Origin of the sequence: Paenibacillus sp. GCM10027628, assembly GCF_042676385.1 — a bacterium.
Lineage (GTDB): Bacteria > Bacillota > Bacilli > Paenibacillales > NBRC-103111 > Paenibacillus_E.
This window is the reverse complement of the sequence record NZ_JBHTHA010000002.1, coordinates 317674-331216: the sequence shown is the minus strand read 5'-3', so window position 1 is coordinate 331216 and position 13543 is coordinate 317674. Positions and strand designations below refer to the sequence as shown.

Below are 13543 nucleotides of genomic sequence, written 5' to 3'. Positions count from 1 at the left end.
TATGAATGGACACCTCTGCCTTAAAAATGATCCCTATAAATTTGCCGCCCGCTCCGTTATCATAGTTTTTGTAAGCGCTTAATAAAAACGGATACGAGCTGCATCGAGGGGGAGTACCATGAGTATAGCACTTAGAATGGTTAAGAAAAACTGGCAACTTTATTTGATTATTTTGCCGTCATTAATCTATTTGATTATTTTTAAATATGTGCCCATGGCAGGGGTGCAAATCGCCTTTAAAAATTTCATGGTTACGAAAGGTATATGGGGAAGCGATTGGATCGGATTTAAGCATTTTATCGACTTTTTCCATCTCCCCATTTTCTGGAGGATCATCAAAAACACAGCGCTGCTCAGTCTGTATTCGTTGCTTCTCGGGTTTCCGGCACCGATTATTTTGGCGCTGGCCTTGAACGAATTAAAGAATGGGATTTTCAAGCGGACGGTACAGCTGGTTACCTTCGCGCCGTACTTCATCTCAACGGTTATTATGGTTTCGATCATCATGCTGTTTCTCTCGCCGCAGCTTGGATTCGTCCGTATTTTGGCCGATACGTTCGGATTCCCTGCGGAAAATATGATGTCTAAGCCGGAGTATTTCAAAACCATCTATGTGCTCTCCGACATTTGGCAATTTACGGGGTACGCCTCGGTTATCTATATCGCCGCCTTGGCAGGGGTGGACCCGCATTTGTATGAAGCGGCAAAAGTGGACGGAGCATCCCGGTTTCAACGGATGATTCATATCGATTTACCCAGCCTCATGCCGACGGCAGTCGTACTACTCATTCTCAATGCCGGCCAGATCATGAACGTCGGATTCGAGAAAGTATACCTCATGCAAAATGCGATCAACGTTGGGGCATCCGAGGTCATTTCGACCTATGTGTATAAAATGGGGCTTGTCGGAGCGAACTTCAGTTTCTCAGCTGCAGTAGGGTTATTTAACGCGATCGTTAATTTGCTGCTGCTCATTATTGTCAATTATGTGGCAAGGAAAAATTCGGAAACGAGTTTGTGGTAGGAGGAGGAGACAACATGATTCATCCTGTTCAGGCTGCAGCCCCAAAAGTGAAAGCGACAGCTACACGCATACAAGAAAACAGCACCGACAAATTCTATTTATTTTGTGTCTATTTGTTTTTGACTGTCTGCTTGATTATCGTGGCCTATCCGCTCGTTTACATTATCAGCTCCTCGTTCAGCTCGTCATCGGCCGTCATTTCCGGGAAAGTTTGGTTGCTCCCGGTAGAGCCCACGCTAAGAGGCTACAAAGCGGTGTTTCAAAATCCACAGATCTTAACCGGATACGGCAACTCTTTATTTTATCTCTTTTTTGGAACTCTGATTAGCGTTACGTTGACGATAACAGCCGCTTACCCGCTTTCACGAAATAATTTCTACGGCCGGAACGTCATCACTGCACTATTCGTATTTACGATGCTGTTCAACGGTGGATTGATTCCGTATTACTTGACCGTGAAAGGGCTTGGCTTGCTGGATACCAGATGGGCCATGATTATTCCTGGTGCGATTTCCGTCTGGCAAGTTATTTTGGCAAGGACGTTTTTCCAAACGTCGATTCCATCGGAACTTACGGATGCAGCGCATTTGGACGGTTGCAGCGATTTCAAGTTCTTAATGCGAGTCGTCATCCCGTTATCCAAACCCATCATTGCCGTTCTTCTGTTGATGTACGCCATCGGTTACTGGAACTCCTATTTTGATGCCTTAATCTTTTTGAAATCGGCCCAATTGTATCCGCTGCAGCTGATTCTGCGGAACATTTTGATTCTGAATTCGATCGATCCGACGATGGTCAAGGATGTTAGGGAGCTTGCGGAAAGACAAGGCTTAAAGGAACTGCTGAAGTATTCGCTCATCGTCGTCGCCAGCGCACCTGTTCTCATTCTTTATCCTTTTGTACAAAAGCATTTTGTGAAGGGATTATTGATTGGTTCCCTGAAAGGCTGATTCCCGTTACACTGGAAGGGAGGGATGCGAGGCAGCGTACAGACCGGGCTTGCCGCCGGGGATCGTTTGGCTACGAAAAACAAGGAGGGTTTGGGAAATGGCACAGAAAAGAATTCGAAGAACTTGGATTTCATTGTTCCTTATCGTATTCATGGCTTCCCTTGCAGTCGGCTGTACGTCGAAAAGCGATGAGCCGAATGTTAGCGCTAGTCCCAAAGCGGATGGTAACGCAGACGGGGGAGGAGGCTTTAATGCAACAGGCTTTCCGCTCGCCAAAAACAAAATTACGATCAGCGCTTTCGCACCTCAATCGGCTAATATCGCGGATTTGAATACGAACTGGTTTACAAAATATTTGGAAGAAAAGACGAATGTTCATTTGAACTGGCAGCTGGTGCCGGGAGAGGCGGCAGCCTTGAAAGAGAAGAAGCAGCTGCTGCTGGCTAGCGGCGACTATCCGGATATTTTCATGCAGGGTGATCTGACGAAAGAGGAGCAGTTGCTGTACGGTCAACAGGGAGTTCTGCTTCCATTAAACAAGTTGATCGATCAATATGCGCCGAATATCAAGAAGGCTTTCAAGGATATCCCGTATTTGGAAAAGGCGATCACTGCGCCGGATGGCAATATTTATGCGATTCCTTCCGTCAATGAGTGCTACCATTGCCAATTCTCCGCCAAGATGTGGGTGAACTCGAAATGGCTGCAGAAGCTTGGCCTCAGCGCTCCGAAAACGACCGACGACTTTTACAACATGCTGAAGTCGTTCAAGGAGAAGGATCCTAACGGTAACGGCAAGGCGGACGAAATTGCACTTACGGGTTCGCCGACGGGCTGGCATACGGACATAGAAACGTTCATCATGAATGCGTTCGTTTATTTCAACGCTGACAACAATTACTTCACGCTGAACGGCGGCAAGCTGGCCACGTCGGTAGATCAGCCAGGATTTAAGAAAGGCTTGCAATATTTGAATAAATTATATGCCGAAGGTTTAATCGATAAGGAAGCCTTCACGCAAAAATCGGACGCTCTCGCTCAAAAAGGCAATAGCCCCGATGTGGCCATTGCAGGCGCTATCCCGGCAGGTTGGTTCGGCGAATTCACAGATGCTTCCCCGACTTCGACCCGCCACAAGGACTATGATCCGATTGCGCCGTTAACAGGTCCGGACGGCGCCTCATTTACGGCACATTACATCGGAATCGGAAACTCGGTATTTGCGATTACGAATAAAAACAAAAATCCTGAAGCTTCGATTCGTCTGGCTGATTATTTGTACTCGGAGGAAGGCACGACATTGTCCAACTTCGGGGAAGAAGGCCGCAACTGGGTGAAGGCGGATGCGAACGATAAAAATACTCGCGGAACCGCAGCGAAGTTCAAAGTCAAGGAAACGTCTTACGGGGTAGGCCAAGTGCAGAACGACCATTGGAATCAAATGGGGCCGGGCCTCCGATCGGCGGAATATCGCGAGACCTCGTATGCGGCCAGCCAGGACATCTACACGATGGACGGCTTGGAAACCCGCCTGTACAAGGCCACCAAGGAATTGTACGAGGGCCATCAACCGAAGGAAGAGTTTCCGACGGATATTTTCCTGACGAATGACCAGGCTAATCAAGTGAAACAGTTAAAGCCGATTATCACGGATTACGTCAAACAATCCATGCTGCAATTCATCATGGGGGCCAAGAACATCGATAAAGACTGGGACGCCTACTTGAAAGGTTTGAAAGATTCCGGCATGGATCAATTCATCCAAATCTATCAGGATGCTTATGACAAGGTTTATAAAAAATAGTTTGGAGAGATTTAGGGCCGCCCCTCGAGTAGCGTGAGCTATTGGAGGGGCGGCTTTTTCGCGCCCACCGCGGGGAGAGCGAGCTGAAGCGCCCGTTTGGGGCGTTACAAGCGCGGAAAGGCGAGTGGCCGAGGCTGAAAGGCCCCAAAGGGCCGTTACAGCGCCCGTGAACCGCGCCCTCCGTGGGGAAAGCGAGCTGAAGCGCCCGTTTGGGGCGTTACAAACGCGAAAAGGCGAGTGGCCGAGGCTGAAAGGCCCCAAAGGGCCGTTACAGCGCCCGTCCACCGCGCCCACCGCGGGGAGAGCGAGCTGAAGCGCCCGCTCGGGGCGTTTCAAACGCGAAAAGGCGCGAGTGCGTGGCTGAAAGGCCCCAAAGGGCCGTTACAGCGCTCGTGAACCGCGCCCTCCGTGAGGAAAGCGAGCTGAAGCGCCCGTTTGGGGCGTTACAAACGCGAAAAGGCACGTGGCCGAGGCTGAAAGGCCCCAAAGGGCCGTTACAGCGCCCTCCCTGCCATGGGGGCTATTCCTTCCTTGATTGGTACCCTTCAATAATAAGGGTAAAAACCTGTTGAACTACTTTATGGTTTTCTAATCCTTCAGAACGTTATCGCCCGTCCGTTGACATAAATTTCTCCACCTTATACACTGATAAAAACATCAAAAAGCATCATCATTTCGCTAACAATGGTCATTGCAGGAGGCCTACATGTCATTAACTTATGAAGATCGCAGAATGACGATACTGAATCATTTGGAAATAGAGGGTAAAGTGCAGGTGCATCATTTGTCCCAGCTACTGAACGTTTCGACTGAAACGGTGCGCCGGGATTTGGACAGGCTGGAGAAAGAAGGCAAGCTTCGCAAAGTATACGGAGGCGCCGTTAAAATGCGAATGGAGCTCGTCGAGCCACCTTTTCTCAAACGGGCCCAAATGATGAAGGCTGAGAAAGCGGCCATCGGTAAGCTCGCTGCTTCCCTAGTCCGGGACGGCGAAACCATTATGATCGATAACGGCACGACGACGATCGAAATTTTGCCTCATCTGAAAGACCGCGCGAATTTAACGCTGATCACGCATTCCGTCCCGATTCTCAACCTCGCCATGGAGACATTCAAGGGCAAAATTATTTTTGTCGGCGGCGAGGTAAATGTGGAGTATCAAGCCTCAACCGGCTCTTTAACGGACCAACTGCTGGATCAATTCAAGGTGAACAAAGCGTTCATCTCTGTCGGCGGCATCTCGTTAACAGACGGCATCACGGATTTCCATTTGGCGGAAGCGATTATTTCGCGGAAAATGATGCAGCGGGCCGAGGAATCAATCCTCGTAGCCGATCATTCTAAATTCGGCATGTCTACATTTGCCAGAGTTTCTAAGCTGGAGGAAATCTCGATGCTGATCACTGACCCAGGCTGTCCCAAGGAATGGATCGATACAATTGAAGCGCTCGGCATCGAAGTACTAATCAGCGACTAACCAATAAATCGCCACTGATCCGGCTTTTTACAGCGGAGGGATGGCGATTTTTCCTTTGTTAATCGGGGAAATGAATACGGAATAAAGGGCCATAGGGATGTTTTTCATCGTTACAGCGGGCATGGGGAAATGAAGCCGTGTCTCTAACGATGTTTTGAATACTTACAGACGAGAAAAAAAAGCAGGTTTGTACGCTGAGCGAAGCTGGAGTGATGTTTTGCATCGTTACAGACGTGTGGAGATGTCGCAATCGTGTCTCTAACAATATTTTTCATCTTTACAGACTACTTTTCTCATAAAATGAGGATGCTGCAAATAGAAGCGATACCGAATCTTAAATAATCAATATGGATGAAAAATCGCTGATATACGACACGATTCAGCATCATGTATGCTTCATTCACAGGGCACAACCGCTTTACGGCGGGAGCGCCGGACTTACTATTTTAGGGGAGTGTTTCGATGAAAAGAATGTTCAGAACGAAAGTATTGCCGGTCATGGCATCCGTTCTCGCACTTGCGTTGGCGACGGCTTGCGGTAATTCAGGGGCAACGAAAGAAGCAGCTAAAGATAGCGCCGCACCTGCAACCAATGCCGCTTCTAAAGCACCTGTAAAGGTGACACTATGGACACCGATGAATCCTAACGCAAAAGCGGTTGTCAAAAGCTTGAACGAACTGCCAATGGTGCAAGAATGGGCCAAGAAAACGAACGTAACGGTTGATTTCCAGCATTCTTCGGGGAACACGCCGCAAGATGATGTTCAGCAGTATGGCGTTATGGTTGCTTCTAATAATTTGCCGGATGCCATGCTTTGGAACTGGAATAGTGTGCAGGGCGGAACTTCCAAAATGTTCAAAGACGGCACGATCATTAAACTGAATGATTTGATTGAGAAAAATGCGCCGAATTTGAAGAAAATTATGGACGCTAACCCGCAGATCGCCAAACAGATCAAAGCGGATAACGGGGATATTTACGTAATGCCTCACCTGAAGGCAGGTCAATACGGCCAATACAAAACGTTCAGCGGTATGGTCATTCGCCAAGACTGGCTCGATGAGCTCGGTTTGAAATCGCCGGAAACGATTGATGAATGGGAAACCGTGTTAAAAGCTTTTAAAGAGAAGAAAGGCGCTATCCCTTTCACTTTGAACAAATCTTATCCGCTATCATTTGCTGACTTCGCTGGTGCGTACGGTGTAGCGGGAATGTCTACAATCGCTAATGCAAGCAGCTTTTATATCGATAATGGGAAAGTGAAATTCGGACCCGCTCAACCGGAATTCAAGCAATATTTGACGACGATGCAAAAGTGGTATAAAGAAGGTTTGATCGATCCGGACTTCGCGTCCAATGATTCAAAAACGATGGATGCGAAAGCAACCTCCGGCAAGGCGGGAGCATTCTACGGCTTCATCGGCGGAAGCATCGGCACCTATATGCCGGCGCTGCAGAAGACGGACCCGAAAGCGAAGCTCGCTGCTGTTCAATACCCGGTATTGAAAAAGGGCGACGAGCCTAAGTTCGTACAAACGTCCTGGGAATATGATAACATCGGCACGGTGATTACGAGCGCGAACAAGCATGCCGCCGAAACCGTAAAAGCGCTGGATTATCTGTATAGCGAAGAAGGCGCTCTTCTCAAAAACTTCGGTATCGAAGGCCAAACCTACACGAAAGTAGACGGTCAACCGAAGTACACCGACCTAATTTTGAAAAATCCGGACAACCTGCCGATCAGCCAAGCGATGGCTAAATATTTTATTGCCAGCTACGGCTTCTCCGGTTTGGACGACGACCGTTACAACGATCAGTATTATCAATTACAAGCGCAAAAAGATGCCGTGAAATTGTATGCAAAATACGCTAATAATGCGTACAAAGTGATGCTGCCGCCAGTCGTGTTGACCACAGATGAAGCGAAGGAATCAGGAAAAATCTTGAATGATGTGAGCACGCTGCTGACGGAGCAAATCACGAAAGTGGTCATGGGCGCTGCGAGCGTGGACGATTATGACAAAACGGTAGAGCAATTGAAAAAAATGAACATCGACCGCGCCGCGGAGATCTACCAAACGGCAACGGATCGTTATAACAAACGGTAATTTGAAGTTTTATTAAAGAGGGGAGCCAGCCTCCCTACTTCACCCCACAAGGGGGACCTGGAATTATTTGTTAGTATAAGGACGTGAGAACATGGCAAAGTCCATTCGGGTTCTAAAGGATGACTTAAGAAAGAACCGCGCAATTTACCTGATGGTGCTGCCGGTTGTGCTGTACTTCTTCATATTTAAATATTTTCCGATGTATGGCGCTGTCATTGCCTTCAAAGATTTCAGTCCGGCAAAAGGGATTTGGGGCAGCGATTGGGTTGGGTTTCAGCATTTCACCGCGTTCTTTAAAAGCTATTATTTTTCACGCGTGCTGCGCAATACGTTTTTGATCAGCTTTTATAACCTGATTTTCGGCTTTCCGGCACCGATTATTCTCGCGATTCTTTTGAATGAGCTTCGCCAGAAGTTGTTTAAATCGATTGTGCAAACGGTATCGTATTTGCCCCATTTTATTTCGATTGTCGTCATTTCCGGATTAATTATTGATTTTACAAACCGCGGCGGCATTGTAAATTCCATCATTATGTTCTTCGGCGGGCATGATTCTGCGCTGATGAATGACGCCGGTAATTTCCGTACGATTTTCGTCAGCACGTCCGTTTGGCAAGAGCTCGGTTGGTCGTCCATTATTTATCTGGCCGCGCTTAGCGGAATTAACCCGGAGCTTTATGAAGCGGTTCGCGTGGACGGCGCAGGCCGGTTTCGCCAAATATGGAGCGTTACGCTGCCTGGTCTGATCCCGACGATTATGATTTTGCTCATCCTTCGCATTGGCGGCCTAATGGAAGTTGGATTCGAGAAGATCGTCCTGCTGTACAACCCGAATACGTATGAAACTGCAGATGTCATCTCATCTTTTGTATATCGTGAAGGTCTTGCGCAAGGCAATGATTACAGCTACACGACGGCTGTCGGCCTGTTTCAATCATTGATTAACTTTATTTTACTTATCAGTGCCAACAGCTTATCCCGCCGATTCTCCGGGAGCCGGTTGTGGTAGTCTGGCTTAGATGGAGGAACTAATGATGAAAATAAGCGCATCTGAGCGTCTATTCGATATCGGCAATGCGATTATTATGTTATTGCTAATTGTTTGTACGATATACCCGTTCTATTATGTGTTGATGGCTTCCATCAGCGATTCCAATTTGCTCATCCAGCATACCGGGCTGCTGTTTAAACCGCTGGGTTTCAACCTCAGCGCCTTTCAGAAGGTAATTGACAATCCGAATATATTAACGGGATATGGCAATACGCTGCTCATTCTAATTCTTGGCACGGCGGTGAACCTGTTTTTCACAACAATTGGTGCTTACGCACTTTCAAGAAAATTTGTACTGCGGAAGTTTTTGATGATTTGTATTGTATTTACAATGTATTTCAGCGGCGGGTTAATTCCGACATACCTGTTAATTAATAATTACTTGCATATGGGGAACAGCTATCTGGCGCTTATCATTCCGGTTGCGATCAGCACGTGGAACCTGATTATTATGCGAACTTCGTTCGAAGCGATCCCTGAAGGGCTGCTGGAGTCAGCGAAGATCGATGGGGCAGGCGAATACCGCATTTTGTTCCAGATCGTCGTGCCTTTGTCTATGCCGGTAATTGCTGTAATGGTACTTTACTACGGGGTTGCTCACTGGAATTCCTGGTTTAATGCCATGCTATTTCTTCACGATCGCGGAAAGTTTCCGCTGCAGCTCATTCTTAGGGAGATTCTTGTTCAGAACAGCACGGATTCCATGACAACCGGCACAGGTAACGCGAATGATACGCAAGCGATTGGCGAAAGCATTAAATATGCGACGATCATGGTAGCTACACTGCCGATTCTTATTGCGTATCCTTTTTTACAAAAATATTTCGTCAAAGGTGTTATGGTCGGAGCGATCAAAGAATAACCGTACCCAATTCCTGTTCTCTTTTAACGTCACAAAAAGGGGATGGGCTTTTTGGGGTTTTTCCATTTTCGGGAGGATTTCAAGAAAAATGATGATCGTGCAAAAATCGTAGATGTACATGCACCGCGTTTAATGGGATAATACGACGTACAGCAAGAGTAAGGGAGGAACTCAGGTGAAGCGGAGCGTTTTTTTATTTTGGCTATACTCCAATTTAACCATTCTATGTATTCCTATCGTCATCACGATGGTCGTCTTATTTCAATCGCAGCATTTATTAAGCTCGGAAGTGACCCGCTCGAATGAAGCGCTGCTGAATCAAGTGAAGCAATCGCTTGACAATCAGTTCAAAGATGTTAAACGCATGGGGCTTCAGCTTTCCCTGGATCCGAAAGTGATCAAATTCGTCAATCAGGCCGATTTTAACACTGCGCAGGTCAAATTCGATACGTTGGATCTGATTACGTCGCTCCGTTCCTATGCAGCATCTAATGGTAATATTAACGACATGTATATTTACATGAAAAAACAGCAGTTCGGCGTTTCGACATCGACGATGAATCAAGCGGATCTGCTCTTTCAACTGTTCCACGGAGAAAAAGACATCAAGATGGCGTATTGGCAAGAAGCGCTGAACAAGATTTACTTTGGTAACTTTGTTCAACTGGCCAGTGATGATTTGGTTTATCTGCAATCGCTTCCAATTCAAAATACGAACGATGCGCAGGCTACCCTTGTCGTTCTTCTCAACACAGAACGTATGAAGGCTGCCATTGCCAACATTCAGATCGCACAAGCAGGCAGCGTATTTATTATAGATTCGACGAACAAACCTTTGATGGTGGCCGGAGATACGGCGCATGTTGCGGATCTGGACTTTGGTCGGATCACAACTGCGGAAGGTTCTTTCAACCAACAATGGGGCAGGGAAGAAGTGACAGTCTCTTATTTATCCTCTTCCGAAAACGAGTGGAAGTATGTCTCGGTTGTCCCTACGAAAATTTATGCCGCTAAAGTCAGTCAACTGCGCAGCTGGATTTATGTGGGCTTGTTCCTGTGCGTTTTTGTCGGAGCACCCATGTCGATCTGGCTGACGAAAAGGCACTATATGCCAATCCGCCGCATAGTGGATATGGTCTCTCCGAAGGTGAAATCCAACATGGAAGGCATCAAGAACGAGTTCTCGCTTTTACAATCTTTCATGACGGAGCATGCTGCGCAGCAAGATACGGCAAACCGGACGATCCAGTTGCAGCAGAACGTGCTGCGCAGCCATTTTCTGGCGCGATTGCTGCAAGGCAGAGTCGAGAGCGGTTCTGCGCTTGCGCAAACGATGGAATCGTTCGATTTGCAGTTTGATACGAACCGGTTTGCGGTTTTGCTGTTTCATATCGGTGATTATGCGGCTCTTTTCGGCGAAAGCGGACCGAAGGATGCGGAGTCCAAGCTCCAATACGTCCACTATATTGTGACAAACATTACCGAAGAGCTCATTGGCAGGAGACATAGCGTCTATTCTACTGAAGTTAATGGGATGGTTGCGTTTCTTGTTAATATTCACGGCGATGATGAGATTCGGATTAAGCAAGATTTGATCGAAGTCGCCCAAGAGGCGCAGACGATCATTCAAGGGAAATTCTATATTCAACTGACGATTGGCATCAGTGATATTCATCCGTCTGTAACGGGGATTCCTCATGGATTCGAGGAAGCATTGGAAGCGCTCGAATACAAATTTGTCATCGGTCCAAGTCAAATCATTCCGTTCGAGCGGATTAAGCGGCCCAAGAATGAGCTGTACTACCCGCTGGACATGGAACGCCAGCTTATTAACCATATAAAAACGGGCCAATACGAAGAGGCGATGGAAGCGGTGGGCGAGCTGATCGTCACGAACGTCTCTGACGGGACATTGTCGCTTCAGCTTGGCAAGCTGCTGATGTTTGAGCTGATCGGTACGATCTTGAAAGCGATCGAGCATCTTCAGCAGGGGCCTAATGAATTGGCGGTAGAAAAACACGCGCTCATCAAACAGTTGACGCAGTGCGAATCGTTCGCTGAAATCGAAGGCGAAATCTACCAGTTTTTGAAAACGGTCTGCGACTATGTCGATTCCAAGAAAAAGAGCCACAACACGGGATTGAAGGATCAAGTGCTGAATTATATCGATGAACATTTGGCGGATATGGATCTGAGCCTGACATCGCTCTCTTTGAAGTTTGAAGTCAATGCACCCTACTTGTCTCGCTTCATCAAAGAGCAGTCCGGGGAAACCTTTATTGATTACGTGAACAAGCAGCGCGTCCAATTGGCCAAGAAGCTCATGCTGGATACCGATGACACCATCACGGAGATTACGCAAAAGGTGGGCTTCACGAACAGCAATACGTTCATTAGAGTTTTCAAAAGATACGAGGGCATTACGCCGGGGCAATTTAGAAAAGGCGAATAAGGTGGAAGCATGTTGTGTTGTTGCGCAGCATGCCTTTTTTGAGCTCGTCAAAGGCTGTTCTGATTGGCGAAAATCAGAGATCCCAATATTAGGTCGCTCACCTTCGAAAGGCCTCGATTTAGTGGGCGAGCAAGAGTATTTTGTCTTCGGACTCCATGATAAGAAAAATGTGTCAATTGGGACACTGAGCGAGGCTGCAACGCTGTTTTTCAGCGTTGCGGGCGGGATGGTTGTGTTGAATCGGGCCAAGAGTGATGTTTTTCATTCTTACAAACGATGAGAGGTGAATGGTGTTGTGGAGCTCAATCGCGCTGAGATTAGAAAGGACCGGAGGTGAAGCTTGCAGTCTCACTTTACACTAATGTGCGTGGGTTCCTGCAATGTGGGCTAAGGAAGAGGAACGACGTTCCTCTATTACATTGTTTGTATGGCCTTTTATACTTTCGCGGAACGTCGTTCCGTTATGGCATCAAAAAAGCGGCACGTATGGCCCAAAATCGATCCTTAGCGCATCATCGTTCCTTAACAAAACGAGACGAAGGACAACTATTGAAAATAACGGATTGACGTTCCGCTTCCCAATATCCTCAACCAGATACCCGATGTCACTCAACGTCCTCAACGTCCCTCGCCAGCCTGTCATCCCTAACATCACCCATATCACCCAATAACTACCGCCATTCCTCAACAACCCACAGTCTTCAACATCCGCATCTTCCCCAGCATCCCCAACAGTCTTCGGAAACTAAAGTTATAGACTGGCAGTGACATTTAGCTGACTGGCAGATTGCTTAACAAACATGTTAATTCTCTCTCGCAAAAATATAACGCAGCCAGATAAGGCTGCGTTATTTGCGCGCGAACGGTGCTTGTTCTTCGATCAGAAGCGTTCAATGAGGCTTTATATGGCAAAAGCGTCATCGCGCTTCGTCGCTACGTCATTATATAAATGTGCGTTCTAGATTGTCAGTGCTATGTGCAGAGACACGAGATTTCAAAGAATTGTGGCATCGGGCTCAAACCCGTTCCAGATGATCGTCTGCTCTACTGGGAAGCGGGAGGTAGGCCGGGCAGGTTTAGCCGCCTTGCCAATGGCTACGAGCAGGACCGGGACATAACGCGGTGGGACATTGAACGTTTTGACGAAGGCGTCGGCGTCGAAACCGACCATTGGGCCCGAGTCGAGACCTTTCGCTTTGGTGGCTAACATAAGTTGCATAGCGGCCAGCGATGCGTTACGAATTGCTTCGTCGCGACGATAGGATGAAGAGTCACTTACCGCATAGGCCTCTTCGATTTGACTGAACAGGATTTGATGGGAATTATAGCCTGCGTAAGCATCTTCAAGCCCGGCCGTGATGTCGGGACCGTACACGTGTTCGGCATTCCGATTGGCCTCCAAGTCCCCGAGTATGGCGACGGTAACGGAAGCGTCGATGACTTGTTTTTGGCCATTCGCGATAGGAAGCAGCTTTTCCTTGGCTGCCGCATCGGTAAAGGCGACGAACTTCCAATGTTGAAGATTCCATGAGGAAGGAGCGCGGCCAGCGATTTCCAAAATCTCCTTGATTTCTTGTTCACTGAGTTTGTACGATGCATCAAAATATCTGACGGAATGACGTTCATGGAAGAGGGTGAGAAAATCGGTTTGAACAGCAGATGACATTCTCGATCGACTCCTTTGACTATTTTTTTTGTATGTTCGTAAAAAACGGGGATCGTGTTCGCGAACTTGAATCCGATACTTGACATGTTATGCCAATCTGCGGCTTGGAACAATAACGTATTTTCCAAAGTGTATCGTAACAGTTGCA

At 47.4% G+C, this 13543-nt stretch carries 9 protein-coding genes; 8 read left to right on the top strand and 1 reads right to left on the bottom strand.

Annotated features, from left to right (window positions below; genetic code table 11):
• Window positions 1-118 precede the first annotated feature (118 nt).
• From ACFQZT_RS02715 to ACFQZT_RS02680, 8 genes are all read left to right on the top strand, one after another.
• Window positions 119-1024 carry an ABC transporter permease gene (locus tag ACFQZT_RS02715; protein ID WP_379296286.1) on the top strand — a complete coding sequence of 302 codons (906 nt, stop codon included), beginning with the start codon at window positions 119-121 and terminating at the stop codon, window positions 1022-1024.
• Between the two features lie 14 nt (window positions 1025-1038).
• Window positions 1039-1974, top strand: a complete 936-nt coding sequence (locus ACFQZT_RS02710) for a carbohydrate ABC transporter permease (protein WP_379296284.1) — start codon at window positions 1039-1041, stop codon at window positions 1972-1974.
• Window positions 1975-2071: 97 nt separating this feature from the next.
• Entirely contained in the window at window positions 2072-3778 is a 1707-nt protein-coding gene (locus ACFQZT_RS02705) for an ABC transporter substrate-binding protein (protein ID WP_379296282.1), read from the top strand.
• A gap of 706 nt (window positions 3779-4484) precedes the next feature.
• The gene (locus ACFQZT_RS02700) at window positions 4485-5255 is read left to right on the top strand and encodes a DeoR/GlpR family DNA-binding transcription regulator (RefSeq protein ID WP_379296280.1); all 771 of its coding nucleotides are present in this window, start codon (window positions 4485-4487) and stop codon (window positions 5253-5255) included.
• Window positions 5256-5717: 462 nt separating this feature from the next.
• Window positions 5718-7364: a type 2 periplasmic-binding domain-containing protein gene (locus ACFQZT_RS02695; RefSeq protein ID WP_379296278.1), complete on the top strand. Its 1647-nt coding sequence runs from the start codon at window positions 5718-5720 to the stop codon at window positions 7362-7364.
• A 91-nt stretch (window positions 7365-7455) separates the two neighbouring features.
• The gene (locus ACFQZT_RS02690) at window positions 7456-8373 is read left to right on the top strand and encodes an ABC transporter permease (RefSeq protein WP_379296276.1); all 918 of its coding nucleotides are present in this window, start codon (window positions 7456-7458) and stop codon (window positions 8371-8373) included.
• A gap of 22 nt (window positions 8374-8395) precedes the next feature.
• Entirely contained in the window at window positions 8396-9277 is an 882-nt protein-coding gene (locus ACFQZT_RS02685; protein ID WP_379296274.1) for a carbohydrate ABC transporter permease, read from the top strand.
• Between the two features lie 175 nt (window positions 9278-9452).
• Window positions 9453-11729, top strand: coding sequence for a helix-turn-helix domain-containing protein (locus tag ACFQZT_RS02680; protein ID WP_379296272.1), 2277 nt, complete (start codon window positions 9453-9455; stop codon window positions 11727-11729).
• Between the two features lie 994 nt (window positions 11730-12723).
• On the opposite strand, the gene ACFQZT_RS02675 is transcribed toward ACFQZT_RS02680, so the two are convergent.
• Window positions 12724-13395, bottom strand: coding sequence for a nitroreductase family protein (locus ACFQZT_RS02675; RefSeq protein WP_379296270.1), 672 nt, complete (start codon window positions 13393-13395; stop codon window positions 12724-12726).
• Between the last annotated feature and the right edge of the window lie 148 nt (window positions 13396-13543).

Bases quoted from the DNA above. Each gene is read 5' to 3' on its own strand.
- ACFQZT_RS02675 (WP_379296270.1), bottom strand. From the start codon at position 13,395: ATGTCATCTGCTGTTCAAACCGATTTTCTCACCCTCTTCCATGAACGT.
- ACFQZT_RS02690 (WP_379296276.1), top strand. From the start codon at position 7,456: ATGGCAAAGTCCATTCGGGTTCTAAAGGATGACTTAAGAAAGAACCGC.
- ACFQZT_RS02695 (WP_379296278.1), top strand. From the start codon at position 5,718: ATGAAAAGAATGTTCAGAACGAAAGTATTGCCGGTCATGGCATCCGTT.
- ACFQZT_RS02685 (WP_379296274.1), top strand. From the start codon at position 8,396: ATGATGAAAATAAGCGCATCTGAGCGTCTATTCGATATCGGCAATGCG.
- ACFQZT_RS02705 (WP_379296282.1), top strand. From the start codon at position 2,072: ATGGCACAGAAAAGAATTCGAAGAACTTGGATTTCATTGTTCCTTATC.
- ACFQZT_RS02715 (WP_379296286.1), top strand. From the start codon at position 119: ATGAGTATAGCACTTAGAATGGTTAAGAAAAACTGGCAACTTTATTTG.
- ACFQZT_RS02710 (WP_379296284.1), top strand. From the start codon at position 1,039: ATGATTCATCCTGTTCAGGCTGCAGCCCCAAAAGTGAAAGCGACAGCT.
- ACFQZT_RS02700 (WP_379296280.1), top strand. From the start codon at position 4,485: ATGTCATTAACTTATGAAGATCGCAGAATGACGATACTGAATCATTTG.